General features: G+C 73.9%; 21 protein-coding genes and 1 riboswitch. Of the genes, 13 read left to right on the forward strand and 8 right to left on the reverse strand.

Annotation, left to right across the window (positions count from 1 at the left end):
* Positions 1-48: 48 nt before the first annotated feature.
* The 3 genes from RZ50_RS25210 (at position 49) to RZ50_RS25220 (ending at position 3,096) form a co-directional block, all read left to right on the forward strand.
* Positions 49-1,680, forward strand: coding sequence for an ABC transporter ATP-binding protein (locus RZ50_RS25210; protein ID WP_196948856.1), 1,632 nt, complete (start codon positions 49-51; stop codon positions 1,678-1,680).
* A 209-nt stretch (positions 1,681-1,889) separates the two neighbouring features.
* Complete coding sequence (locus RZ50_RS25215) at positions 1,890-2,300, forward strand: cytidine deaminase (RefSeq protein ID WP_196948857.1); 411 nt, start codon at positions 1,890-1,892, stop codon at positions 2,298-2,300.
* A gap of 232 nt (positions 2,301-2,532) precedes the next feature.
* Positions 2,533-3,096: an EF-hand domain-containing protein gene (locus tag RZ50_RS25220; RefSeq protein WP_196948858.1), complete on the forward strand. Its 564-nt coding sequence runs from the start codon at positions 2,533-2,535 to the stop codon at positions 3,094-3,096.
* 87 nt (positions 3,097-3,183) lie between these two features.
* On the opposite strand, the gene RZ50_RS25225 is transcribed toward RZ50_RS25220, so the two are convergent.
* Positions 3,184-3,759 (reverse strand): TetR/AcrR family transcriptional regulator, encoded by a 576-nt coding sequence (locus RZ50_RS25225; protein WP_196948859.1) that lies wholly within the window; start codon positions 3,757-3,759, stop codon positions 3,184-3,186.
* A 103-nt stretch (positions 3,760-3,862) separates the two neighbouring features.
* The gene (locus RZ50_RS25230) at positions 3,863-4,900 is read right to left on the reverse strand and encodes an EamA family transporter (RefSeq protein ID WP_196948860.1); all 1,038 of its coding nucleotides are present in this window, start codon (positions 4,898-4,900) and stop codon (positions 3,863-3,865) included.
* 133 nt (positions 4,901-5,033) lie between these two features.
* On the opposite strand from RZ50_RS25230, the gene RZ50_RS25235 reads away from it, so the two are divergent.
* The 6 genes from RZ50_RS25235 to RZ50_RS25260 all read left to right on the forward strand — a co-directional run bounded on the left by RZ50_RS25235 (position 5,034) and on the right by RZ50_RS25260 (position 9,408).
* Positions 5,034-5,480, forward strand: a complete 447-nt coding sequence (locus tag RZ50_RS25235) for a gamma-glutamylcyclotransferase family protein (protein ID WP_308272230.1) — start codon at positions 5,034-5,036, stop codon at positions 5,478-5,480.
* Positions 5,481-5,555: 75 nt separating this feature from the next.
* Positions 5,556-6,794 (forward strand): precorrin-6y C5,15-methyltransferase (decarboxylating) subunit CbiE, encoded by a 1,239-nt coding sequence (cbiE, locus tag RZ50_RS25240; RefSeq protein WP_196948862.1) that lies wholly within the window; start codon positions 5,556-5,558, stop codon positions 6,792-6,794.
* Positions 6,791-7,552 (forward strand): precorrin-4 C(11)-methyltransferase, encoded by a 762-nt coding sequence (gene cobM / locus RZ50_RS25245; protein WP_196948863.1) that lies wholly within the window; start codon positions 6,791-6,793, stop codon positions 7,550-7,552. The genes cbiE and cobM overlap by 4 nt, the downstream gene beginning before the upstream one ends.
* A complete protein-coding gene (locus RZ50_RS25250) occupies positions 7,549-8,313 on the forward strand; it encodes a cobalt-precorrin-6A reductase (RefSeq protein WP_196948864.1) in 765 nt (254 codons plus the stop codon). Before cobM ends, RZ50_RS25250 begins: the two co-directional genes overlap by 4 nt.
* A gap of 55 nt (positions 8,314-8,368) precedes the next feature.
* Positions 8,369-8,872 carry a DinB family protein gene (locus tag RZ50_RS25255; protein ID WP_196948865.1) on the forward strand — a complete coding sequence of 168 codons (504 nt, stop codon included), beginning with the start codon at positions 8,369-8,371 and terminating at the stop codon, positions 8,870-8,872.
* Positions 8,873-8,901: 29 nt separating this feature from the next.
* Positions 8,902-9,408 (forward strand): dual specificity protein phosphatase family protein, encoded by a 507-nt coding sequence (locus tag RZ50_RS25260; RefSeq protein WP_196948866.1) that lies wholly within the window; start codon positions 8,902-8,904, stop codon positions 9,406-9,408.
* A gap of 38 nt (positions 9,409-9,446) precedes the next feature.
* Here the strand turns inward: RZ50_RS25260 and RZ50_RS25265 are convergent, their stop codons facing one another.
* Together RZ50_RS25265 and RZ50_RS25270 are read right to left on the reverse strand one after the other, a co-directional pair.
* Positions 9,447-10,976, reverse strand: a complete 1,530-nt coding sequence (locus tag RZ50_RS25265; RefSeq protein ID WP_196948867.1) for a UDP-N-acetylglucosamine 1-carboxyvinyltransferase — start codon at positions 10,974-10,976, stop codon at positions 9,447-9,449.
* A 210-nt stretch (positions 10,977-11,186) separates the two neighbouring features.
* Positions 11,187-12,377, reverse strand: a complete 1,191-nt coding sequence (locus RZ50_RS25270; RefSeq protein WP_308272232.1) for a cobalt-precorrin-5B (C(1))-methyltransferase — start codon at positions 12,375-12,377, stop codon at positions 11,187-11,189.
* A 341-nt stretch (positions 12,378-12,718) separates the two neighbouring features.
* Between RZ50_RS25270 and RZ50_RS25275 the strand changes: the two genes are divergently transcribed.
* On the forward strand, positions 12,719-14,458 hold the full coding sequence (locus RZ50_RS25275; RefSeq protein ID WP_196948869.1) for a TIGR03767 family metallophosphoesterase: 1,740 nt from the start codon (positions 12,719-12,721) through the stop codon (positions 14,456-14,458).
* A 128-nt stretch (positions 14,459-14,586) separates the two neighbouring features.
* On the opposite strand, the gene RZ50_RS25280 is transcribed toward RZ50_RS25275, so the two are convergent.
* From RZ50_RS25280 to RZ50_RS25290, 3 genes are read right to left on the reverse strand one after another with little or no spacing between them, the layout of a single operon-like run.
* Positions 14,587-16,125: a precorrin-2 C(20)-methyltransferase gene (locus RZ50_RS25280; protein ID WP_308272234.1), complete on the reverse strand. Its 1,539-nt coding sequence runs from the start codon at positions 16,123-16,125 to the stop codon at positions 14,587-14,589.
* Positions 16,122-16,748: a precorrin-8X methylmutase gene (locus RZ50_RS25285; RefSeq protein WP_196948870.1), complete on the reverse strand. Its 627-nt coding sequence runs from the start codon at positions 16,746-16,748 to the stop codon at positions 16,122-16,124. Before RZ50_RS25285 ends, RZ50_RS25280 begins: the two co-directional genes overlap by 4 nt.
* Positions 16,745-18,016, reverse strand: coding sequence for a cobalamin biosynthesis protein CobG (locus RZ50_RS25290; protein WP_196948871.1), 1,272 nt, complete (start codon positions 18,014-18,016; stop codon positions 16,745-16,747). The genes RZ50_RS25285 and RZ50_RS25290 overlap by 4 nt, the downstream gene beginning before the upstream one ends.
* Before the next feature lie 257 nt (positions 18,017-18,273).
* Positions 18,274-18,359, forward strand: a riboswitch (cobalamin riboswitch).
* A gap of 65 nt (positions 18,360-18,424) precedes the next feature.
* On the opposite strand from RZ50_RS25290, the gene RZ50_RS25295 reads away from it, so the two are divergent.
* From RZ50_RS25295 to lnt, 3 genes are all read left to right on the forward strand, one after another.
* A complete protein-coding gene (locus tag RZ50_RS25295; RefSeq protein ID WP_196948872.1) occupies positions 18,425-18,562 on the forward strand; it encodes a hypothetical protein in 138 nt (45 codons plus the stop codon).
* Positions 18,559-22,215: a cobaltochelatase subunit CobN gene (cobN, locus tag RZ50_RS25300; RefSeq protein WP_196948873.1), complete on the forward strand. Its 3,657-nt coding sequence runs from the start codon at positions 18,559-18,561 to the stop codon at positions 22,213-22,215. The genes RZ50_RS25295 and cobN overlap by 4 nt, the downstream gene beginning before the upstream one ends.
* A gap of 129 nt (positions 22,216-22,344) precedes the next feature.
* Positions 22,345-23,925: an apolipoprotein N-acyltransferase gene (lnt, locus tag RZ50_RS25305; protein WP_196948874.1), complete on the forward strand. Its 1,581-nt coding sequence runs from the start codon at positions 22,345-22,347 to the stop codon at positions 23,923-23,925.
* 72 nt (positions 23,926-23,997) lie between these two features.
* Here the strand turns inward: lnt and RZ50_RS25310 are convergent, their stop codons facing one another.
* On the reverse strand, positions 23,998-24,906 hold the full coding sequence (locus RZ50_RS25310) for an NADP-dependent oxidoreductase (RefSeq protein WP_196948875.1): 909 nt from the start codon (positions 24,904-24,906) through the stop codon (positions 23,998-24,000).
* Between the last annotated feature and the right edge of the window lie 39 nt (positions 24,907-24,945).

Genomic DNA, 24,945 nt, shown 5'->3' on the forward strand with positions numbered 1-24,945 from the left:
GCCGCCCAGCCGGCGGGGTCGACCGGGCCGACCGGGTCGGTGCTGAGCGTGCGCGATCTGACGGTCACGTTCGCCGATCCGCGCGGCGGCACGCCGGTGACCGCCGTGCACGGGCTGTCCTTCGACCTCTCGCCGGGCGAGGTCCTGGGCCTGGTGGGCGAGTCGGGATCCGGGAAGTCCACCGTCGGACTGGCCGTCCTCGGCCTGCACGACCCGCGCACCACCACCGTCACCGGTTCGATCCGGCTGGACGGACGGGAGTTGGTGGGTGCCGAGGAGTCCGTGCTGCGCGGCGTGCGGGGCGGCCGGGCGGCACTGGTCTTCCAGGACGCGCTCACCTCGCTCAGCCCCTTCCACGGCGTCGGCGCCCAACTCACCGAGATGTACCGGCTGCACCACCCGGAGGCCGGGCGCGCCGAGGCCCGCCGGCGGGCGGCCGCGATGCTCGACCGGGTCGGCATCCCCGCCGCCCGCTCGGGCGACTACCCGCACCAGTTCTCCGGCGGGATGCGTCAGCGGGTGATGATCGCGATGGCGCTGATGAACGACCCCCAGGTGCTGATCGCGGACGAGCCGACCACCGCCCTGGACGCCCGGGTGCAGCGGCAGGTCCTGGACCTGCTCGGCGAGTTGCAGCGCGAGCACGGGACGGCGGTGCTGCTGGTCAGCCACGACCTGGGCGTGGTCGCGGGGACGACGGACCGCACCCTGGTGATGCGCGGCGGCGTCGAGGTCGAGTCCGCGCCGACCGCCGAGCTGTTGGCCTCGCCGCGCGAGCCGTACACCCGCGCACTGGTCGGCGCGGCGCTTCGGCTGGACTCCGTACCCGGCACCGCGCTGCCGACCGTTGACGATCCGTCGCCTTCCCGCACCTTCCGGCCGAGGACAGCCGAGCAGCCCGAACGCTGGCTGGTCGAGGTCGAGGACCTGTCCGTGCACTTCCCCGGCCGCCGGCGGCTGCCCTCCCTGCGGGCCGAACCGGTGCGCGCCGTCGAGGGCGTGGGCCTGCGGATCGCGCCCGGTGAGACGCTCGGACTCGTCGGCGAGTCCGGCTCCGGCAAGTCCACCACCTCGCGGGTGCTGGCCGGACTGCAGCGGCCCACCGGCGGGCGGGTCCGCTACGACGGCCAGGACGCCACCCGCCCCGACCGGGAGCTGCGGCGCCGGCTCAGCCGGGAGATCCAGCTGGTGTTCCAGGACCCGTACGCCTCGCTCAACCCGCGCCGCACCATCGCGCAGACCCTCGACACCCCGCTGCGGCTGCACACCTCGCTGGACGGGGCGCAGCGGCGGGAGCGTTCGGCGGAACTGCTGGAGCAGGTCGGGCTGCCCGCCGGACACCTGGACCGCTATCCGCACGAGTTCTCCGGAGGGCAGCGCCAGCGGATCGGCATCGCCCGCGCGCTGGCCCCGGAGCCGCGGCTGATCATCGCGGACGAACCGGTCTCGGCGCTCGACGTGTCGGTGCAGGCGCAGGTGCTCAACCTGCTGATGGAGCTGCGCGAGCGGCTCGGTGTGGCCTTCCTGTTCGTCTCGCACGACCTCGCGGTGGTGCGGCACTTCTGCGACCGGGTGGCGGTGATGCACCGGGGGCGGCTGGTCGAGTCGACCGACCGGGAGCGGCTGTTCAGCGCGCCGCACACGGAGTACACCCGGGAGCTGCTGGCTGCGGTGCACTGACGTTCGCCGGGCGGCGACGGCCCTTCGTGGGCCCTTCGTGGGCGCTTCGTGGGCCCGTCGTGCGCGGAGTGCTCCTCGACGGGTCGAACACGGAGGGCGGTCGCACAGGGAGGGCGGCCTGACACGGAGCGCAAACGGCTGGCGGGATCAGGGGCGGACGGAAGATGATCAGAGTTGGCCAGGATTCGATCAGAAGGAATGGGACGAAGATGTCCGCCATCGCTCATGAAGGTGTCGACCGGGAACTCGTCGAGGCGGCCGAGGAGGTCGCCAGGCGGTACTCGCGCGGCGACAACCACTCCGTCGCGGCCGCCGGACGCAACGCCGACGGGCGGATCATCACGGCGGTGAACGTCTACCACTTCACCGGCGGCCCGTGCGCGGAACTGGTGCTCATCGGGGCCGCGGCGGGCCAGGGGGCGTACGACCTCACCACGGTGGTGGCGGTCGGCGACGGCGGGCGCGGGGTGATACCGCCGTGCGGGCGCTGCCGCCAGGTACTGCTCGACTACTTCCCGAAGGTGGGGGTCATCATCGAGCAGGACTCCGAGCTGCGGACCCTGCCGGTGCTGGACCTGCTGCCGGGGGCGTACGTCTGGGCCGACCACCAGGACGACTGAGCGTCGCGGTTCGGCTCGCGGGCCCGGGTCTGGTTCCGGGCCTGCCGTCCGGGCTTGGTTCCGCGCTTGGTTCTGGGCTTGGTTCCGCGCTTGGTTCCGGGTGTGCGTGCCGGACTTCGTTCCGACTTTCGTTCGGCTGCGCGAGCGAGGCTCGACGCGTTAGCGTGCTGGCGACGTGACGTCGCCGACGTGCGTCTGCGGAGCCGCACGGACCACCATCGGAGGGGGCACATTGTCGGACGACCTGCTCATCGCAAAGATCAATCACGGCTTCGACCACCTCGACGCCGACGGGGACGGGCTGATCACCGAGCGCGACCACGTACTGATGGGCCACTCGGTGGCCCACTCACTCGGCCACCAGGAGGGTTCGGACGCGGAGGCGCTCATCGTCCGCGCCTACCTGACGGTCTGGCACGACCTGCACCTCGCGGGGAAGCCCGCCGGGACGGTGGCCATCACGCGCGAGCAGTTCATCGCCTCGGCCGGCGCGCTCGCCGACGACCCCGAGGCCGCCCGGGAGATCTACGGCACGCTGGCCTCGTCCTTCCTCGCGGTCGCCGACGCCGACCACAGCGGGACGGTGGACGCCGGCGAGTTCTTCGTGTTCCAGCGCGGCCACTTCGCCGGACTCTGCCGCGACGACACGGACGAGGCCTTCCAGCACCTCGACCTCGACGGGGACGGGACGCTGTCGGCGGCCGAGTTCACCAGCGCGATCATCGAGTACTGGACCAGCCGCGACCCCGAGGCTCCGGGCAACTGGTGGACGGGGCAGCCTCCTTACGCGTTCTGAAGCCCGGGGCCGGCGGAGTCCTTCGCACTCTCCTCGCCCTGAGCAGACGGGGGCGCGGACGCGGGGACGCGGGCGGGATCGTCCTGGTCAGGCGGCCGGGACGATCCGCTCGACGATGGTGTCGATCAGTGCGGGCAGGGCGTCGTGGCCCAACACCTCGGGCAGGGTGAGGTGTTCGAGGATCAGGCCGGTCATGGCGAGGTAGAGGACGAGGACGGTCTCGCGGTCGCCGGGGAGGCCCTCGGCCAGGTGGTGGGCGGTGTTGGCCTCCAGCTCCTCCCGGATGGTGCCGGTGAGCTGGGCCCGCAGCTCGGGACGGCGGGTGGCCTCCAGGCGCAGTTCGAGCATCGCGAGGTAGCCGGACCGATCGGCGGAGATGCGGCGGATCAGGTCGTGCATCAGGGCGGTGACCAGCGCGCGGTCGCGGGAGCCGCGCAGCAGGCCGGCCAGGATCTCCGGATCCGGGGTGAGCCGGAGGTGGATGCGCCGGGCGGCCTGGTGGAGCAGGTGATCCCGGTTGGCGAAGTAGTTGGAGGCCGTGCCGCTGGGGACGCCGGCCTGAGCGTCGACCGCGCGGAAGGTGAGGCCGCGGGCGCCGTCGCGGGCCAGGACCTCGACGGTGGCGTCGGCGAGGGCGGTACGGCGGGCGGGGTTCTGGACCATGGGCCGATTCTCTCCTGTCGCACTCGGACGGCACGCCGGACGCCCCCGTTTCCGCGCCCTCACGCTCGCCGACAGCCGGACCCCGAGCGCGGAGACGTCGTGCTCACCTACGCACGGACGGCCCCTTCGTCGAACGCGCAGGACGCGACGGACGGCGGCTGACGCTCACCACCAGGCAGACGCCCGCCACCACGATCGCCCCGCCCGTCAGGGTCGGGCCGGTCAGCGGCTCGGCCAGGATCAGCCAGCCCAGCAGCACCGCGACCACCGGGTTCACGTACGCGTAGGTGGCCACCAGGGTCAGCGGGGCGGAGCGCAGCAGCCAGGCGTACGCGGTGAAGGCGAGCAGCGAGCCGAACACCACCAGGTAGGCGAGGGCCAGCCAGGACCGGCCGGAGACGGCGCCGAGGTCCAGGCCGTGCTGCTCACCGCGGACCAGGCCGATCAGCAGGTCGCAGACGCCGCCCGCGAGCATCTGGTACGCGCTCGCGGCGAGCACGTTGCCCGGCATCGGGATCTTCTTGCTCGCGAAGGAACCCGCCGCCCAGGTCACCGTGGCGCAGAGGATCAGGATCACGCCGAGCGGCTTGACGGACCCGCTGAACGCGGGGGCGGAGAGCACGCCGAGGCCGACCAGGCCGAGCGCCACCCCCGCGACCTCGGCGCGCCTGGGGCGGTCGCCGCCGATGGCCGTCAGCACGACCATCCACAGCGGTACGGCGGCGACCAGGAGGGCGGCCAGGCCGGAGGGGACGGAGGTCTCGCCGAACACCACCAGGCCGTTGCCGCCGGTCAGCAGCAGCACGCCGACCAGGGCGGCGGAGGCCAGCTGGCGCAGGCTCACCCGCAGACCGGCCGGGCCCTGGCGGACCAGGAGGTAGCCGACGAGCAGCAGGCCGGCGGTGAGGAAGCGGGCGGCGGCGGAGAGGAAGGAGGGCATCGTCTCCAGCGCGATCCGGATCGCCAGATAGGTCGAGCCCCAGACGACGTAGACGACGGCGAGGGCGAACCAGACCGGGCCGCCGAGGCGGGCGACCGAGCGGTCGCCAGGGCCGGGGGACGGAGTGGCGGCCGTGCTCCCGGGGGCGGCTCCGGAGACGGTGGGGGGAGTTGCCGGTTGGGAGGAGGCGGGCGATGTCATGTGTGTCCCCCTAGGACGGTACTGGCTGAACATCCGATATGACAGCGCATCGACCGCCCACCGCGCCAGCGGGTATCACGGATCGGGCGGCAGGACGTACCGTGGGCGCTCCCGCAGCGAGGAGGTCGAACCCGTGTCCGCACCCCAGGGGGCCCCGCCGGTCGAGGCGGAGGCCCTGCCGTTCTTCGTGTACGGCACTCTGCGCAGCGGCGGCCGCAACCACGCCTTCCACCTGGCCGGGCGCTGCGCCGACATCCGTCCGGCGGTGCTGGAGGGGGCCGCGCTGCACGCGGGCCCCGGGTTTCCCTACGCGGTGGTCGATCCGACGCCCGGACGCCGGATCGTGGGTGAGCTGGTCACCGTGCGCCCGGGCGCGTACGCCGGGGCGCTCGTGGCCCTGGACCGTCTGGAGGAGTGCCGGGCGGACGGGACGGGACTGTACGTGCGACGGCGGATGGCCGTGCGGGCGGCGACGGGCGAGCTGCGGGACGCGTGGGTGTACGTCGCGGGGCCGGAGGCCGAGGCGCGGCTGCGGGCCCGACCGGCGCTGATCGTTTCGGGGGACTGGGCGGAGCGGTGACAAACTCCCAGGTAGGCTGCCTCGGCTAGTTGGATTTTCTACTCATTGGCCGGCCGAACGACGAGGAGCCACCCGGTGCCCGAGCTGCCACCTCCGATCACCGTCGTCGGGATCGGAGCCGACGGCTGGCCCGGCCTCGCCGCCACCTCCCGGGCCGCGCTCCAGTCCGCCGAGGTCGTCATCGGCGGCCCCCGTCAGCTGGACCTGCTCCCCCACGACACGGTGACCGCCGAACGCGTCCCCTGGCCGTCCCCGCTGCGCCCGGCCGTGCCCGGCCTGCTCGCCGCCCACTCCGGCCGCCGCCTCGCCGTCCTGGCCAGCGGCGACCCGATGTTCTACGGCATCGGCCGCACCCTCGCCGAGATTGTCGGCGCCGAGCGGCTGCGCGTCCTGCCACACCCCTCCTCCGTCTCCCACGCCTGCGCCCGGCTCGGCTGGCCGCTGGAGGCCACCGAGGTCGTCAGCCTGGTCGGCCGCCCGCTGGACACCCTCGCGCTCGCCCTCCACCCCGGCCGCCGGCTGCTGCTGCTCAGCGCCGACGCCGCCACCCCCGCCGCCGTCGCCGCGCTGCTCACCGCCCACGGCTACGGCGCCGCCCGACTGCACGTGCTCGAACAGCTCGGAGCCCCGGCCGAGCGCCGGCTCGACGGACCCGCCGACGGCTGGCCGCACCCGCCCGGCGACCCGCTGAACGTCATCGCGGTCGAACTCGGCGACGGCCCGCGCAGCTCCCTCGTCCCCGGCCTGCCCGACGCCTCGTACGAGAGCGACGGCCAGCTCACCAAGCGGCACGTGCGCGCCGCCACCCTCGCCACGCTCGCCCCCTCCCCCGGCGAACTGCTCTGGGACGTCGGCGGCGGCTCCGGCTCGATCGCCATCGAGTGGCTGCGCGCCCACCGCGACTGTCAGGCCGTCAGCGTCGAGCGCGACCCGGTCCGCGCCGAGCGGATCACCCGCAACGCCGCCGCCCTCGGCGTGCCCCGGCTCCGGGTGGCCACCGGCCCCGCACCCGCCGCACTCGCCGAACTCCCGACCCCCGACGCCGTGTTCATCGGCGGCGGCCTCACCGCGCCCGGCCTGCTGGACACGTGCTGGGCCGCACTGCGCCCCGGCGGCCGGCTGGTGGCCAACACCGTGACGCTGGAGTCCGAGGCGCTGCTCACCGAGTGGTACCGGCGCCACGGCGGGGAACTCGTCAAACTGGCCGTCGCCCACGCCGTCCCGGTGGGCGGCTTCACCGGGTGGCGGCAGGCCATGCCGGTCACCCAGTGGTCCGCCGTCAAGCCCAACCCCCCTCAGGAGGACGCCTCGTGACCGTCTACTTCATCGGAGCCGGCCCGGGCGCCGCCGACCTGATCACCCTGCGCGGCCAGCGCATCCTGGCCCGCGCCGAGGTCTGCCTGTACGCGGGCAGCCTGGTGCCGCGCGAGCTGCTGGCGGAGTGCCCGCCCGGCGCACGCCTGATCGACACCGCGCAGCTCAACCTGGACCAGATCACCGCCGAACTCGTCACCGCGCACCAGGCCGGCCAGGACGTGGCCCGGCTGCACAGCGGCGACCCGTCCGTCTTCTCCGCCGTCGCCGAGCAGATGCGCCGCCTGGACGCGGCCGCCGTCCCGTACGAGGTCGTCCCCGGCGTGCCGGCCTTCGCCGCCGCCGCGGCCGCGCTGAAGCGGGAGTTGACCGTGCCGACCGTCGGCCAGACCGTCATCCTGACCCGGATCGCCAAGCGCGCCACCCCGATGCCCGAGGGCGAGGACCTGGCCACCCTCGGCCGCAGCGGCGCCCTGCTGGTGCTACACCTGGCCGCCGGCTACGTGGACGACGTGGTCGAGCAGCTGCTCCCGCACTACGGCGCCGACTGCCCCACCGCCGTGGTCGCGATGGCCAGCCGCCCGGACGAGCTGGTGCTGCGCGGGACGCTGGCCGACATCGCCGAGCAGGTCAAGGCGGCGGGCGTGGTCCGCACCGCCGTCATCATCGTCGGCCGCACCCTCGCCGCCGAGCAGTTCCGCGACAGCCACCTCTACTCGGCGGACCGCGAGCGCCCGCACGAGCCCTGCGACGCATGACGGGGCACCTGCTCATCCTCGGCGGGACCACCGAGGGCCGGGCGCTGGCCTCCGCGCTCGACGGCCGGTACCCGGCCCTGCGGATCACCAGTTCGCTGGCCGGGCGGGTGGCCCAACCCCGGCTGCCCGCCGGGGAGGTGCGGATCGGCGGCTTCGGCGGCCCGGACGGGCTGGCCGCCTGGCTGCGCGCCGAGGGCGTGGACGCCGTGGTGGACGCCACCCACCCCTTCGCCGCCGGGATCTCCCACAACGCCGCCCTCGCGGCGGCCGCCACCGGCGTTCCGCTGCTGGTGCTGCGCCGTCCCGGCTTCACCCGCGTCGACGGGGACCGCTGGCTCCCCGTGCCCTCGCTCGCCGCGGCGGCCGAACTGCTGCCCCGGCGTGGGGAACGGGTCCTCCTCACCATCGGACGGCAGGGCATCGGCGCCTTCGCCCACCTCGACGGGGTGCACTTCATCTCCCGCTCGATAGACCCGCCCGAGCCCCCGCTGCCGCCCTCGTTCGAAGTCCTGTTGGACCGCGGCCCGTTCACGGTCCACGGCGAAGAGGCACTGCTGCGCAAGCACGACATCGACGTCCTGGTCACCAAGGACAGCGGCGGCGCCGCGACCGCCCCCAAACTCACCGCCGCCCGCGGACTGCGGCTGCCGGTCATCATCGTGGAGCGCCCGCCCGTACCGGAAGGCGTGCCGGTCGCCCCGGACGTACCGGGCGCGGTGCGCTGGCTGGAACAGCTGGAGCTGCTGGAGCTGCCGGGCTGAGTCCGGGTGGTGGAATTGCCTGGCGGTTGAACCGATCGCCCGGCAGGATGGCGCGATGACCGACGATCAGCGCGCCGCCACCCTGCGCACCGCCGATGAACGGGCCACCCTGGCGAGCTTCCTGGACCACCAGCGTGACACCCTGGCGATGAAGTGCGCCGGTCTGACCACCGAGCAGCTCCGCACCCGGGTGCTGGAGCCCTCCGGACTCTCCCTCCTCGGGCTGGTCCGCCACCTCGCCGAGGTGGAGCGCAGCTGGTTCCGCAACGTCCTCAACGACGAAGGCCGCCACGGCTTCTGGAAGTACCCCGACGGCAGCTTCGCCGAGTTCGACGTCGAGACGGCCGACCCGGAGGAGGCCTTCACGATCTGGCGCCGCGAGTGCGACCACTCGCGGGAACTCGTCGCCGCCGCGGAGTCGTTGGACGTCCTGGGCCACTACGGCGAGGAGGTCTTCTCGCTGCGCTGGATCCTCATCCACATGATCGAGGAGTACGCCCGCCACAACGGCCACGCCGACCTCCTGCGCGAACACCTCGACGGCACCACCGGCGAGTAGCCACAGGCTCGGCACCGGAGGGAGCGGGAATGCGGACCCGCCAGAAGGAGCGCGACACCCCCGGGCCGTCGGAGCCCTGGAACGAGATCGTCACCGGGCTGTGGATGGGCGGGCACTACTGCACGCCGCCCGGCGGGGAGCTGGAACCCGTCATCGTCCGGCGCGAGTTCGACCTGGTGGTCAGCCTCTTCACACTCCCCGGGCACGGCCCGGCGCCGGGGGTGGAGCACGTCGTCCGGGAGGTGCCGGACGAGCCGCTCTCCCCCGGTCAGCTGCTCGCCGTCCAGGAGGCGGCGGAACTCACCGCGGCCGCCGTGCGCCGGGGGCGGCGAACGCTGGTGCGCTGCCACTCGGGCTACAACCGCTCGGGGCTGGTGGTCGCGCAGGCGCTGACCGGTCTGGGCCACGACGTCGGCGAGGCGGTCCGGCTGGTGCGGGAGCGGCGGTCGCCCTGGGCGCTGAACAACCCGGTGTTCACGGACTACCTGGATACCGGACTGGACGTGGCGATGCTGCTGGCCGGCCTCAACGGGTGAGGCCGGCCAGTGCGATGACCGTATCCGTCAGATGCCCGTCAGATGTCGCGGAAGGTCTCGATCTGGGCGCCGATCGAGTTGAGGCGCTCGGCGAGGTCCTCGTAGCCGCGGTTGATGACGTAGACGTTGCGCAGGACGGAGGTGCCCTGGGCGGCGAGCATCGCGAGGAGGATGACCACGGCGGGGCGCAGCGCCGGCGGGCACATCATCTCGGCGGCGCGCCAGCGGGTCGGACCCTGGACCAGGACGCGGTGCGGGTCGAGGAGCTTGACGTCCGCGCCGAGGCGGGTCAGCTCGGTGAGGTAGATCGCGCGGTTGTCGTAGACCCAGTCGTGGATCATCGTGGTGCCGTGCGCGGCCGCGGCGATGGCGGCGAAGAACGGCACGTTGTCGATGTTGATGCCGGGGAACGGCATCGGGTGGATGGTGTCGATCGGCGCGGTGAGCTTGGACGGGCGCACGGTGAGGTCGACCAGGCGGGTGTGGCCGTTGTGGGCCCGGTACTCCGGGGTCCGGTCGTAGTCGAGGCCCATGCCCTCCAGGACCGCGAGCTCGATCTCCAGGAACTCGATCGGCACCCGGCGGATCGTCAGCTCGGAGGAGGTGACCACGGCGGCGGCCAGCAGGCTCATCGCCTCCACCGGGTCCTCGGCCGGGGTGTAGTCGACGTCGCAGGTGATCTCCGGGACACCGTGGACGGTGAGGGTGGTGGTGCCGATGCCCTCGATCTTCACGCCCAGCTTCTCCAGGAAGAAGCAGAGGTCCTGGACCATGTAGTTGGGCGAGGCGTTGCGGATGACGCTCACACCGTCGTGGCGCGCGGCGGCGAGCAGGGCGTTCTCGGTGACGGTGTCCCCGCGCTCGGTCAGGACGATCGGGCGCTCCAGCGGGACGCCCGGCTCGACCGAGGCGTGGTAGGCGCCGCCGGTGGTGGCGACCTCCAGGCCGAAGCGGCGCAGCGCGGTCAGGTGCGGCTCGACAGTGCGGGTGCCGAGGTCGCAGCCGCCCGCGTACGGGATGGCGAAGCGCTGGGCGCGGTGCATCAGCGGGCCGAGGAACATCAGCACGCTGCGGGTGCGGCGGGCGGCCTCGACGTCCATCGCCGCGAGGTCGAGCTCGGCGGGCGGGGTGAGTTCGAGGTCGCGGCCGTCGTTGATCCAGCGGCTCTTGACGCCGATGCTGGTGAGCACCTCAAGGATGCGGTAGACCTCCTCGATCCGGGCGACGCTGCGGATCGTGGTGCGGCCGGTGGTCAGCAGCGAGGCGCACAGGATCGCGACGCAGGCGTTCTTGCTGCTGCGGACGTCGATGGCGCCGGAGAGGCGGGTGCCGCCGGCCACCCGCAGGTGCATCGGGCCGGAGTAGCCGAGGGAGACGATCTCGCTGTCGAGGGCTTCGCCGATGCGAGCGATCATCTCAAGGCTGACGTTCTGCTTGCCCTGTTCGATGCGGTTGACCGCGCTCTGGCTGGTGCCGAGGGCCTCTCCGAGCTGCGCCTGGGACCAGCCACGGTGCTGGCGCGCGGTGCGGATGAGGGTGCCGATACGGGTGAGGTAGTCGCCTGTCACTCGGCAGACGATATCTCATGACTGAGATGGCGACAGAATCAGGGGGCGAGCGCGACGATCCTTTTGTCCGTTTCTCGCCCTGTATGGGCGTCAGATCTTCACATCACCAGGTGGCGTTGTCGATGTTCCGTGACACTCGTGACATTGTCACGACCGTCACGGACTTCACGGCCGCCACAGTGCTCACGGACTTCACGGCCGCCGCAGCGCTCACGGCCCGAGCGGTTCCGCGCGGCCGACGATCGCACCGGCCCGGTCGATGCAGATGACGTCCACCGCGACCGGCGAGCCCAGCAGCACGCCGAGCGCCGTCGCCCGGGCCGCCTCGGCGACCAGGTCCCCGAGCGGGACATCCGCCGCCCGGCACAGCTGAATCGCCTCCAACCCGGTGTTGGCCTCCGCCACCGCCCCGGCGAGCGCCGCGTCCGCCCCGCCACGCCGGGCCAGTTCGGCCAGGTACCCCTTGTCCACCTGGGAGCGCGCCGAGTGCAGGTCGAGGTGACCGGCGGCGAGCTTGGACAGCTTGGCGAAGCCGCCCGCGATGGTCAGCCGGGACACCGGGTGCCGCTTGAGGTACTTGAGGACGGCTCCGGCGAAGTCGCCCATGTCCAGCAGCGCGTCCTCCGGGAGCCCGTGCACCGCGACCGCAACCTTCTCCGAGGTCGAACCGGTGCAGCCCGCCACGTGCGTACGACCGGCCGCCCGGGCCACGTCCACGCCCCGGCGGATCGAGTCGATCCACGCCGAGCAGGAGTAGGGGACGACGATCCCGGTGGTGCCGAGGATGGAGAGCCCGCCGAGGATGCCCAGGCGCGGGTTCCAGGTCGAACGGGCGATCTCCTCGCCGTGGTCGACGGAGACCTCGACCACCACGTCCCCGCTGCCGCCGTGCGCCGCCGCCACCTCGGCCACGGCGTCCCGGATCATCTGCCGGGGCACCGGGTTGATCGCGGGCTCGCCAACCGGCAGCGGCAGGCCGGCCTTGGTGATCGTCCCGACCCCCGGGCCGGCCCGGAACACCACCCCGGTGCCGGGCGCGCCGGCCCGTACGGTCGCGCGGATCAGCGCGCCGTGGGTGACGTCGGGGTCGTCGCCCGCGTCCTTGACCACGCCGGCCATGGCGCTCGCGGCAGCGCGCTTTCCTGCGGAGAGTTCCTCGGTCGCGAGCTCCTCGGCCACCAGCCCCTCGGCCATCAGCTGCTCGGCGGCGAGGGCGAAGGCGGGCTGCTGGCCCTTGGGGAGGGTGATGGTGACCGGGTCCGGGAACTCGCCGGTGAGCAGCGCGGTGTACGCGGCCTTGGTGGCGGCGGTGGCGCAGGCGCCCGTCGTCCAGCCGTGCCGCAGACCGCTGCTCTTCAGCTGGCCGGCCCGGCCTCCCGCCTCGGCTCCCGCTGCGGCCACCTGCGCCTCACTCTCGAAGTTCCGAAGTTCCGAAGTTCCGAGCCGTCCGACCGCGCTCGCGCGCCTTCCCGCTCTCCTCGGCCGCCGCACCGGCCGCCGCCGCCGATTTTCCCCCATCCGTCCGGCTCCGCCCCGACCGGGGGTCCGCCGCGGCCCGTGTGCGAGCTGAGCAGGAGGCGCTCCCCCTCGTTCCCGAAGAGTTCTCCGCACGGGCCTAACACCCGCTGCCTACTCGCGGGTAATCTGGCGGTCCGCCAGAAGCGGGTTCATGACATTCAGGCCCGGTGGACGGGGCGCTTGCCCGGCCGGGCCATCAGCATGTGGGGGTTTTTGTGGCAGGGATGAGACGGCGTACGTTCCTCACGGGCGCGTCGGTGGCCACCGCCTGGTCCGCCTTGTCGCTGGGCGGCGCCCAGTTCGCCTCGGCCGCGGCGCGCGAGCAGGCGCTGGCGACCACGGCCGCGCGGGCGGTGAAGGTCACCGGGACGACGCTGGAGCAGGTGGCCACTCCCGTCGGCGCCGGCTCCTACAAGCGGCTGACGGCCGGACCGGGCTGGCCTCTGATGGTGCGCGGGGACCTCGCGGCGCCGGGCTCCGGGCGGGACGACCGCCGCACCGGGCTGGCCAGCTTCGTCCAGTTCAGCGACCTGCACCTGGTGGACACCGAGTCCCCGGTGCGCTTCGAGTACCTGGCCAGGTTCAACGACAGCGCGTACCGGCCGCAGGAGGCCCTGAACGCCCGCGGTGTCTCGGCCCTCGTCGAGCGGGTCAACTCGCTCGCCGGCGGCCCCTACACCGGGATGCCGTTCAGCATGGTGATGGCCACCGGCGACAACACCGACAACCACGAGCTGGCCGAACTCGACTGGTACCTCACGGTCATGGGCGGCGGCCGGCTCGCCCAGAACACCGGCGACCCGAACCGCTACGAGGGCGTGCAGAACTCCGGCAGCGCGGCCTACTGGAACCCCGAACTCTCCTACGCCGACGGCTACAAGGCGAAGGGCTTCCCCCAGATACCCGGGTTCCTCGCCGCGGCCGGCCGCCCCTTCGACGCGCCCGGCCTGCGCACCCCCTGGTACACGACGGTCGGCAACCACGACGACAGCATCGAGGGCTCGCTGCCGGACTTCGGACTGCTGAACGATCTCTACACCGGCGCCTACAAGCTTGAGGGCTGCGACGACGCGACGGCGGCCCAGCTGATGGACTCCCTGCGCCGCGACCCGGCGGGCGCCGTGCTGCTGCTCGCCAAGCTGATCGCCAACGGCGAGGCGGTGCGCCGGGTGACCCCGGACGGGCGCCGGCGGCCGTTCACCCTCAAGGAGTTCGCCAAGGCCCACCTCAACCCGGCCGTCACCGGCGCGGGCCCGTACGGGCACGGCTTCACCTCGGACATGGTGGGCAGCGGCAAGCTCTACTACACCTTCCGGATCTCGGAGAAGGTGGTCGGCATCAGCCTGGACACCACCAACCAGGCCGGGTTCGCCGACGGCTCCCTGGGCACCGCTCAACTGCGCTGGCTGGAGCAGCAGTTGCAGGCGCACAGCGGTCACTGGTACGACGCCGACGGGCGCCGGGTGACGGGCGGAAGCACCGACGACGTGGTCCTGGTCTTCAGCCACCACACCAGCGGAACGATGGGCAACCTGCTGCCGGACCCGCGCAACGTCTTCGAGAAGCGGCACGACGGCAACGAGCTGGTCGCGCTGCTGCAGCGCTACCCGAACGTGGTCGCGTGGGTGAACGGGCACACCCACATGAACAAGATCACCGCGCACGGCCACGCGGTGCCGGAGCGGGCGTTCTGGGAGATCAACACCGCCTCGCACATCGACTACCCGCAGCACGGGCGCATCATCGAGATCGCGGACAACGGGGACGGGACGCTCTCCCTGTTCACCACCCTGATCGAGTCCTCCGCGCCGTACGGGACGGACTTCGGCAGCACCTCGGACTCCAACCTGGCGTCGCTGTACCGCGAGCTGGCGTACAACGACCCCAACGGGAGGGTCTCGGCGCTGCTGGGCGCGGGGCAGGACCACAACACGGAGCTCCTGGTCGCCAAGCCGACTCGGTGACGCGGGCGGGCGGGACGCCGACGACGGACGGCTGACGGCGAACAGCCGACGGATAACAGCGAACAGAAGGCAGATGACAGCTGACAGATTTCGAAATCTGTCAACTGTCATCTGTTAGTCGTCGCCCGTCAGTCCTCCGGGTACCGCCGCGGCGTCCAGACGACCTCCACGCCGCCACCACGCTCGACCGCCTGGGTCTGCGAGGAGCCGATCAGCAGGATCGTCCGCATGTCGACCAGCTCCGGGTCCAGCTCGCCCAGCCGGACGATCCGGATCCGCTCGGTCGGTCCGCCGACGTCGCGGGCCATCACCACCGGGGTCTCCGGCGCCCGGTGCTCCAGCAGCAGGTCCCGGGCGAGGCCGACCTGGGTGGTCCGGGACTTCGAGCCCGGGTTGTACAGCGCGAGCACGAGGTCCGCCTCGGCGGCGGCGCGCAGCCGCTTCGCCACCACGTCCCACGGCTTGAGCCGGTCCGACAGCGACACCACGGCGTAGTCGTGCCCGAGCGGGGCACCGGCCCGGGAGGCGGCCGCGTGGGCGGCGGTCATCCCGGGGACGATCCGCACCGGGACGTCCCGGTAGACCGGCTCGCAGGCGACCTCCAGCACCGCGGTGGCCATCGCGAAGACGCCCGGGTCGCCTGAGGAGACCACGCAGACCCGGTGACCGCGCCGGGCGAGGTCCAGGGCGAACTCGGCCCGCTCCGACTCCACCTTGTTGTCCGAGCCGTGCCGCCGCTGCCCCGGCCGCTCCGGAACCCGGTCCAGGTAGGTGGTGTAGCCGACCAGGTCGGTGGCCTCGGCCAGCGCGCCGCGCGCCTCGGGGGTGAGCCAGAGCGGCCCGGCCGGCCCGGTGCCGACCACGGTCACGCTGCCCACGCCGTCCGCCGTCCGCACGGTCGGCTCCAGCGGCGCGACCTTGCTCGGCAGCACCGCCACCGAGAAGTAGGGGACGGTCTCCCCCTCGACCTCCGCGAGCGGCGCGAGCCGCTCCCCGTCCATGAAGGCGCGCTCGACGTACTGGGCGTCCGCCAGTCGTCCGGCCCGCTCCAGCGCCCGTCGGACGGTCGGGAAGGTGCGCCCCAGCTTCATGATCACGGCGGAGTCGGCGGCCGCGATCCGGGCCGTCAGCTCCTCCTCGGGCAAGGTGCCCGGGATGACGGTGAGGGTCTCCTCGGCCTCGGTCAGCGGCTGTCCGAGCCGGGCCGCCGCCGCGCTGACCGAGGTCACGCCGGGCACCACCTCGGTCGGGTAGCGGTGCGCGAGCCGCTTGTGCATGTGCTGGTACGAGCCGTAGAACAGGGGATCGCCCTCGGCGAGGACGACCACGTCGCGCCCGGCGTCCAGATGGGCGGCCAACCGGGCGGCGGCCTCCTCGTAGAACTCGTCCAGCGCGCCCCGGTAGCCGCCCGGGTGGTCGGTGGTCTCGACGGTCAGCGGGTAGACCAGCTTCTCCTCGATCTGACCATCCGTCAGATACCGTTCAGCGATCGAGCGCGCGATGGACCGGCCGTGCCGGGCGCTGTGGTACGCCACCACGTCAGCCTTGCCGATGAGTTCGGCCGCGCGGACGGTCACCAGCGACGGGTCGCCCGGGCCGAGCCCGACCCCGTACAGCCGCCCCGTGGCGGACTCCTGGCGATCCTGGCTGTCCAGACGGTCCGTCACTCTTCTTCGCTCGCAATCGCGTTGATGGCAGCAGCGGCGATCGCACTGCCGCCGCGCCGGCCGCGCACCACCAGGTGCTCCAGGCCGGACGGGTGCTCGGCCAGGGCCTGCTTGGACTCGGCGGCGCCGATGAAGCCGACCGGCACGCCGATCACCGCGGCCGGTCGCGGTGCGCCCGCCTCGATCATCTCCAGCAGCCGGAACAGTGAGGTCGGCGCGTTGCCGACGGCGACCACCGCGCCCTCCAGCCGGGGCAGCCACAGCTCCATGGCCGCCGCGCTGCGGGTGTTGCCCATCGTGCGGGCGAGTTCGGGCACCGACGGGTCGGTGAGGGTGCAGATCACCTCGTTGTCGGCGGGCAGCCGCTTGCGGGTGACGCCGCTGGCGACCATGTTCACGTCGCACAGGATCGGCGCACCGGCGCGCAGGGCCGCGCGCGCGGAGGCGACCACGCCGGGCGAGTACACCAGGTCCTCGACCAGGTCGACCATCCCGCAGGCGTGGATCATCCGCACCGCGACCTGGGAGACGTCCGCCGGAAGGGCGGCCAGATCGGCCTCCGCGCGGATGGTGGCAAAGGACTGGCGGTAGATGGACGCCCCGTCCTTCTCGTACTCGATCACTTCGTGGTCCTCCTGGCCTCGGCGACCGCCTCGGCCATCTCCTCGTTCCTCACGTCCGCGTTCGCCACGTCCGCGTTCCCCGCATCCGCGGGCGAGCCTGCCGTCGCCGGCCCGTGCACCGTCACCCGGTAGCCGTGCCCCGTGGCGAGCACGTCCACCCACCGCCCGGCCGGATGGCCGCAGCGCCGCTCACAGCCCGACCAGTGGACGGGCAGCCCCGCGAACTCCCCGGCCGCCTGCGCGTCCAGCGCCAGGGCCGCGTCCGCCCGGACGTCGGCCAGTGACTTGGCGCAGCCCGGCAGTCCGGTGCAGGCGGTGGCCCGTTCCCAGGCCGAGCCCGGCTCGGTACGGAATCCGGCCGCCGCGAGCGCGGGCAGCCGGTCCGCGGTGGCGCCGGGCAGTACCGCACCGCGCCAGGGCGTCAGCCTCAGTTCACCGGCCGAGGCGGCGACCAGCGTCCGCCACTGCCCGGCACTCGCCCGGCCGAAGCGCATGCCCACCGAGAGTCCGCCGGGCAGCGCGCCGACGGGGGGCGCCTCGCCGGCAGGGGCGGGCAGCGGTACCGAGCCGACCGGCAGCAGGTCGGGCACCTCGCGCAGGTGCCAGGCCCTGCGTCCGTGCGTCCGCAACGCGGCCAGGAAGCCGCGGGCCGCTTCCAGCACGGCCGTCACCTCCTGCCCGGCCTCGACCGGGTGCGCGAGCGGGGAGCGCCCGAGGCGCAGCAGGGCCGGGCCGTTCGAAGCTGCGATCAATGTCACATCGGCGTCGAGCGCGGCGACGTCGCCCCGCCCGTCGTCCAGCGCGAACAGGAACTTGCCGGAGAGTCCGGTCGCCCAGTCGCTCGCGCACAGCCGCGCGTCCAGTTCCCGCACCCAGGCCCGGACGTCGGCGCCCGCCGGAGCGTCGAGCCCCGCGAGCGGCGAGGCGACGATGTTGCGCACCCGCTCATGGGTCTCGGAGGGCAGCAGGCCGACGGCGCGCAGCCGGTCGGCGAGTTCGGCTCCGCAGTCCGGAGCCAGACCGCGGAGTTGGACGTTGCCGCGCGAGGTGGTCTCCAACTCGCCGTCGCCCAGGGCCTCGGCGGCCTCGGCCAGCGCCAGCGCCTGACGGTCCGTCAGCAGTCCGCCGGGCAGGCGGATCCGGGCGAGGGCGCCGTCGTCGGCGGGGTGCAGACGAAGCGCCCCGGGGCAGGCGTCCGCACGCCCCCGGTCGGGCACGGCGGCGCCCGGCGCGGTGGCGTCGGGTGTCGGTGGCATGGCGGCGAGCATACAGATGATCCGATCGGTTGCCCCCGTCCGCTGCATCACACCCGGCGCGCATCCCGGCCTGCGCTCCCGCCCGCACGCCGCGGCCGCGCCGTCGCCGGCACACCACCACGCCGTCGCCGCCACGCCACCGCGACCGTCACCACGACCGCCGCCGCACCCGGGCGTGGCAAAGCTCGCTCTCCCCCAGGTCAGCCGCACCCCGTACGATGCTGGCGGGCGGTTCCAGCGGACCGCCCGACGCCAGCGACGGCGCAGGGGAGGAAACCGGTGCAAGCCCGGTGCGGTCCCGCCACTGTGACCGCGGTTCACCGGGAGACCGGTCGGCCGCGGGAGCCAGGAACTCCCGCCGTCCTCCACCGGCCCGGGGCGCGGACCCCGAGGAAGGCAGAAATGCACCAGCGCTGTCGCATGCCCGCGCCCGTGTCCCCGGCCACCAACGAGGCCGATCCGGCCACCATCGCGGCCACCCAGGCCACCATCGCGGCCGACCCGGCCATCACCGTGGCCACCCTGGCCACCGACGAGGCCGGGAGGGCCTTCGTATGATCCTGCTGCTGTCGACGTCCGACACCGACCTGCTCAGCGCCCGCGCCGCCACGGGCCCCGTCCCGTACCGGCTGGGCAACCCCGCCCGGCTGGCCCCCGAGGACCTGCCCGCGCTGCTGGAGGGCACCGAGCTGGTCGTCGTCCGGCTGCTCGGCGGGCGCCGCGCCTGGCAGGAGGGCCTGGACGCGCTGCTGGCCGGCCCCCGTCCGGTGGTCGTGCTGACCGGTGAGCAGGCCCCCGACGCCCAGCTGATGGAGCTGTCCACCGTCCCGGCCGGCATCGCCGCCGAGGCGCACGCCTACCTCGCCCACGGCGGCGCGGCCAACCTGGCCGAGCTGGGCGCCTTCCTCTCCGACACCGTGCTGCTGACCGGCCACGGCTTCGCCCCGCCCGCCTCCGCCCCGGCCTGGGGGCCGCTGGAGCGCGAAGCCCGTACGACCGACGGACCGACCGTCGCCGTGCTCTACTACCGGGCCCACCACATGAGCGGCAACACCGCCTTCGTGGAGACCCTCTGCCGGGCCGTCGAGGACCAGGGCGCGCAGGCCAGGGCCTACTACTGCGCCTCGCTGCGCGGCGCCGAGCCCGAGCTGCTGGCCGCGCTCGGCGAGGCCGACGCGATCGTCACCACCGTGCTCGCCGCCGGCGGCACCCGCCCGGCCGACGCCCAGGCCGGCGGCGACGAGGAGGCCTGGGACGCGGGCGCGCTGGCCGCCCTCGACCGCCCGATCCTCCAGGCGCTCTGCCTCACCTGGTCGCGCGCCCAGTGGGAGAGCAGCGACGACGGCCTGTCCCCGCTGGACACCGCCACCCAGATCGCGGTGCCGGAGTTCGACGGCCGACTGATCACCGTCCCGTTCTCCTTCAAGGAGCTGGACGAGGACGGCCTGACCGTCTACGCCGCCGACCCGGAGCGCGCCGCCCGCGTGGCCGGCACCGCCGTCCGGCACGCCCGGCTGCGGCACGTCCCGGCCGCCGAGCGCCGCCTCGCCCTCGTCCTGTCCGCCTACCCGACCAAGCACGCCCGGGTCGGCAACGCCGTCGGCCTGGACACCCCGGCCAGCGCGATGCGCCTGCTGGAGCGGCTGCGTGAGGAGGGCATGGACCTCGGCGCCGGCCTGCCCGGCTTCAACACCGCGACGGACGCCGGCGCCGGCACGGACGACGAGGGGCAGGGGGGCCACGAGGGCGACGCCCTGATCCACGCCCTGATCGCCGCCGGCGGCTACGACCAGGACTGGCTCACCGAGGAGCAGCTGGCCCGCAACCCCGTCCGCATCCCCGCCGCCGAGTACCGCCGCTGGTACGCCGAGCTCCCGCAGGCCCTGCGCGAGCAGGTCGAGGAGCACTGGGGCCCCGCCCCCGGCGAGCTGTACGTCGACCGTTCGCAGAACCCGGACGGCGACATCGTGCTGGCCGCGATCCGCTCCGGGAACCTGCTGGTGCTCATCCAGCCGCCGCGCGGCTTCGGCGAGAACCCCGTCGCCATCTACCACGACCCCGACCTGCCGCCCAGCCACCACTACCTGGCCGCCTACCGCTGGATCGAGGCCGCGCAGGAGGACGGCGGCTTCGGCGCCCACGCCGTCATCCACCTCGGCAAGCACGGCAACCTGGAGTGGCTCCCCGGCAAGACCGCCGCGCTGTCCGCCGAGTGCGGCCCGGACGCCGCCCTCGGCGACCTGCCGCTGATCTACCCCTTCCTGGTCAACGACCCGGGCGAGGGCACCCAGGCCAAGCGCCGCGCGCACGCCACGCTCGTCGACCACCTCGTCCCGCCGATGGCCCGCGCCGACTCCTACGGCGACATCGCCCGTCTGGAGCAGCTGCTGGACGAGCACTCCAACATCGCCGCGATGGACCCGGCCAAGCTGCCCGCGATCCGCGCCCAGATCTGGACCCTGATCCAGGCCGCCAAGCTGGACCACGACCTCGGACTGGACGAGCGCCCCGAGGACGACGGCTTCGACGACTTCCTGCTGCACGTCGACGGCTGGCTCTGCGAGGTCAAGGACGCCCAGATCCGCGACGGCCTGCACGTCCTCGGCCAGGCCCCGACCGGTACCGACCGGGTCAACATCGTGCTCGCCATCCTGCGCGCCCGCCAGATCTGGGGCGGCGTCAGCGCACTGCCCGGCCTGCGCGAGGCGCTCGGGCTGGACGAGGCCGCCCTCACCCTCGGCGCCACCGACGCGGCCGAGGCGCAGGCCCGCGCCCTGGTCGAGGCCATGGAGGCGCAGGACTGGGCGCCCGAGGCGGTGGAGAAGGTCGCCGCCGGACTGCCGGAGGCCGTGCGGCAGGCCGTCGGCGAGGTGCTGACCTTCGCCGCCACCCAGGTGGTGCCGCGCCTGGCCGCCACCACCGACGAGCTGGACGCCGTACTGCACGCGCTGCGGGGCGGCTTCGTCCCGGCCGGGCCCTCCGGCTCCCCGCTGCGCGGCCTGGTCAACGTGCTGCCGACCGGCCGCAACTTCTACTCCGTCGACCCGAAGGCCGTCCCCAGCAAGCTCGCCTGGGAGACCGGCCAGGCGCTCGCCACCTCGCTGATCGACCGCTACCGGGCCGACAACGACGGCGCCTACCCGCCCTCGGTCGGGCTGTCCCTCTGGGGCACCAGCGCGATGCGCACCGCCGGCGACGACATCGCGGAGGCCTTCGCCCTGCTCGGCGTCCGTCCGGTCTGGGACGACGCCTCGCGCCGGGTCACCGGTCTGGAGCCGATCCCGCTCGACGAGCTGGGCCGCCCGCGCATCGACGTCACGCTGCGCATCTCCGGCTTCTTCCGGGACGCCTTCCCGCACGTGGTCGCCCTGCTGGACGACGCGGTGCGCCTGGCCGCCGCCCAGGAGGAGAAGGACTCCGACAACTTCGTCCGGGCGCACGTGCAGGCCGACCTCGCGGTGCATGGCGACGAGCGCAAGGCCACCGTCCGCGTCTTCGGCTCCCGCCCGGGCACGTACGGGGCGGGCCTGCTCCAGCTGATCGACAGCCGGGACTGGCGCACCGACGCCGACCTCGCCGAGGTGTACACGGTCTGGGGCGGCTACGCGTACGGCCGCGGGCTGGACGGCCGTCCGGCGCGCGAGGAGATGGAGACCGCGTACAAGCGGATCACCGTCGCCGCGAAGAACACCGACACCCGCGAGCACGACATCGCCGACTCGGACGACTACTTCCAGTACCACGGCGGCATGGTGGCGACCGTCCGCGCCCTCACCGGCAAGGCGCCGACCGCCTACATCGGCGACTCGACCCGCCCGGAGACGGTCCGCACCCGCACGCTGACCGAGGAGGCCGCCCGCGTCTTCCGCGCCCGGGTGGTCAACCCGCGCTGGATCGAGGCGATGCGCCGCCACGGCTACAAGGGCGCCTTCGAGATGGCCGCGACCGTCGACTACCTGTTCGGCTACGACGCCACGACGGGCGTGGTCGCGGACTGGATGTACGAGAAGCTGACCCAGGAGTACGTGCTCGACCCGGTCAACCGGGAGTTCCTGGCCGGCGCCAACCCGTGGGCGCTGCACGGGATCAGCGAGCGCCTGCTGGAGGCGGCCAGCCGCGGCCTGTGGGAGCAGCCGGACCCCGAGCTGATCGAGCAGTTGCAGGCCGCGTTCCTGGAGACCGAGGGCGATCTGGAGGGCGACGAGGGCTGAGACCCCTGCTCAGCGGGCGGGTAGCCGGGCAGTCAGGCGGGCGCGTGTTCTAAACGTGGTGTTCCCGTCATCCGTTCGGGTGCGGGAAACGCTGGTGGTGTACGGCCGACCGAGCGGACAATGCGGGGCATGTCGCGTCGCACCGCCACCGCCACCGCCGCCGCCTCCGCCGGCCCGGACCTGAGCACGCCTGCCGACGCGGCCCGGGAGCCGCACCCGCCGCACCGGTACCGGGCCCGGTCCGGGGCGCTGGCGGCCGGGGCGCTGCCGGTGCTGGCGTTCCCGGCGCCGGGGCAGGCCTGGCTGGCGTGGGTCGGACTGGTCCCGGGACTGCTGCTGATGCAGCGGGCGCCCTCGGGCCGGGAGGCGGCGGTGCGCGGCTGGTGGTTCGGGGCCGGGTTCATCCTGACCGCGATGTACTGGCTGGTGCCGTCCATCGGGCCGGGCCTGCCGGTGCTCGCGGTGCTGTTCGGCGCGTTGCAGGCCGGCCTCGGGTACGCGGTGCACCGGCTGCTCCGCCCGCCGCTGACCACCCGGCGGGCGCTGCTCGCGCTGCTGGTCGTCCCGGCGGTGTGGGTGACCACCGAGTACGCGCGCTCCTGGCACGCGCTCGGCGGGCCGTGGGCGCTGCTCGGCGCCACCCAGTGGCAGCACCCGGCGATCCTCGGGCTGGCCTCGGCCGGCGGGATCTGGCTGGTCAGCGCGGCGGTGGCGGCGGTGAACACCGGGGTGCTGATCGCGCTGACCGCGGCCCACCGGCGGCCACGGGCGGTGGCGGCGCTGGCCGCCGTACTGGCGCTGGCCGCCGGTCCGCTGCTGTTCGCGCTGCGCCCGGCGCCGACGACCGCCGGGGCGGTCACCGTGGCGCTGGTCCAGCCCGGCATCGTCGACGACCCGCAGGCCCGGTTCGAGGCGAGCGCCCGAACCACCTCGGCGTTGGTGGGGCAGCCGGTGGACCTCGTGGTGTGGGGCGAGAGCAGCACCACGGCCGACCTGGACCGCGATCCGGCCGCCCTGGACGAGCTGCGCCGCCTCGCCGCGACCACCGGCGCCGAGGTGCTGGCCGGGGAGGACGCGCGCAAGGCGGACGGGCGGATCTCCAAGGACGCGGTGCTGGTCTCCCCGGAGGGCGTGGTGGACCGCTACCGCAAGATCCGGCTGGTGCCCTTCGGCGAGTACATCCCGCTGCGGCCGGCGCTCGGCTGGATCGCCGGGGTCAGCCGCGCGGCGGGCGAGAACCGGGCCCCCGGCACCGCCTTCCACCTCCTGCCGGCCACCGACCGGGCGGGCGGGCCGCTGCCGGTCGGCGCGCTGATCTGCTTCGAGTCGGCCTTCCCCGACATGTCCCGCACCGCGGCCCGGGACGGCGCCCGGGTGCTGGTGTACCAGTCCTCGACCTCGACCTTCCAGCGCACCTGGGCACCCGAGCAGCACGTCTCGCTGGCGGCGATCCGCGCCGCCGAGACCGGGCGTCCGGCCGTCCAGGCCTCGCTGACCGGGGTCTCGGCGGCCTTCGACGCGCAGGGCCGCGAGCTCGCCCGGCTCGGCACCGACGGGACCGGCGCGCTGACCGTACGGCTGCCGCTCACCGCGCCCGGGACACTGACCTGGTACGACCGGATCGGCGACGTGGTGCCGATGGGCGCGCTGCTGGTCACGGCGGGCGCGGCGGTGGCGGGGTGGCGCTCGCGGCGAGCGGTCGGGGACTAGCTCTCAGCCCTCGGTGGCGGCGAGGTGGACGCGAAGGCGACCGTCCAGGCCGCCGGCTGGTTCGGGTTCCGGTCAGGCGACTTCGAGGACCACCTTGCCGCGGCTGTGCCCGGACTCGACCGCGGCGAGCGCCTCGGCGGCGTGGGTGAGCGGGTAGCGGTTGGTGATGTGCGGGTCCAGCTCACCGGTGGCGACCAGGGCTGCGAGGGCGGCCAGGGTCTCGGAGGTGGTCGAGCGCGCGACGTACCGGCCGCCCAATTCGGCGACGGTGGAGCGGTCCGCGGTGCTGACCAGCTCGGTGCGGTCGGTGAACACGCCGGCCACCTCGCGCAGGGCGTCGCCGCCGATCAGGTCGAGCACGCCGTCCACGCCCCCGGGGGCCGCGGCGGCGATCCGCTCGGCGACGCCGCCGCCGTAGCGGACGTGGGTCGCGCCGAGGGAGGCGACGTACGCCCGGTTGGTGTCGCTCGCGGTGCCGATCACGGTCAGGCCGCCGCGGTGGGCGAGCTGGGCGGCGACGCTGCCGACGCCGCCCGCGACGCCGAGGATCAGCAGGGTCCGACCGGCGCCGAGGGCGAGTTGGCGCAGCGCGTCGTCGGCGGTGGCGGCCGAGACGCAGAGCGTCGCGACCTGGTCGAAGCCGACGACCTCGGGCTTGAGGGCGCTCAACTCGGCGCTGAGAAGCGTCTGTTCGGCGAAGCCTCCAGTGACGACGCGGCCGAAGACCTCGTCGCCCGGGGTGAAGCCGGTGACCCCGGGGCCGACCTGCTGCACCACGCCGGAGGCCTCCTGGCCCATGACGGTCGGGAGTTGACGCTCGCGGCCGAGGAAGCCCCGGCGGATCTTCCAGTCCACCGGGTTCACCCCGGCGGCCCGGACCGAGATCGCCAGCTGGCCGGGGCCGGCCTCCAGCGGCGGGCGGTCGAGGAACTCCTGTGTCTCCGGTCCGCCGTAGTCGACGAAGCCGAACGCCTTGACCATCGGTGATCCCACTCCTCGGGTAGCGGCCTGCCGGCCCGT

Origin of the sequence: Kitasatospora sp. SUK 42 (genome assembly GCF_015776785.2) — a bacterium.
Taxonomy (GTDB): Bacteria; Actinomycetota; Actinomycetes; order Streptomycetales; family Streptomycetaceae; genus Kitasatospora.

Coding starts and splice junctions, on each gene's coding strand:
- RZ50_RS25215 (WP_196948857.1), top strand. CDS start 1,890: ATGTCCGCCATCGCTCATGAAGGTGTCGACCGGGAACTCGTCGAGGCG.
- RZ50_RS25225 (WP_196948859.1), bottom strand. CDS start 3,759: ATGGTCCAGAACCCCGCCCGCCGTACCGCCCTCGCCGACGCCACCGTC.
- RZ50_RS25230 (WP_196948860.1), bottom strand. CDS start 4,900: ATGACATCGCCCGCCTCCTCCCAACCGGCAACTCCCCCCACCGTCTCC.
- RZ50_RS25250 (WP_196948864.1), top strand. CDS start 7,549: ATGACGGGGCACCTGCTCATCCTCGGCGGGACCACCGAGGGCCGGGCG.
- RZ50_RS25255 (WP_196948865.1), top strand. CDS start 8,369: ATGACCGACGATCAGCGCGCCGCCACCCTGCGCACCGCCGATGAACGG.
- RZ50_RS25260 (WP_196948866.1), top strand. CDS start 8,902: ATGCGGACCCGCCAGAAGGAGCGCGACACCCCCGGGCCGTCGGAGCCC.
- RZ50_RS25275 (WP_196948869.1), top strand. CDS start 12,719: ATGAGACGGCGTACGTTCCTCACGGGCGCGTCGGTGGCCACCGCCTGG.
- RZ50_RS25290 (WP_196948871.1), bottom strand. CDS start 18,016: ATGCTCGCCGCCATGCCACCGACACCCGACGCCACCGCGCCGGGCGCC.
- RZ50_RS25295 (WP_196948872.1), top strand. CDS start 18,425: ATGCCCGCGCCCGTGTCCCCGGCCACCAACGAGGCCGATCCGGCCACC.
- cobN (WP_196948873.1), top strand. CDS start 18,559: ATGATCCTGCTGCTGTCGACGTCCGACACCGACCTGCTCAGCGCCCGC.
- lnt (WP_196948874.1), top strand. CDS start 22,345: ATGTCGCGTCGCACCGCCACCGCCACCGCCGCCGCCTCCGCCGGCCCG.
- RZ50_RS25310 (WP_196948875.1), bottom strand. CDS start 24,906: ATGGTCAAGGCGTTCGGCTTCGTCGACTACGGCGGACCGGAGACACAG.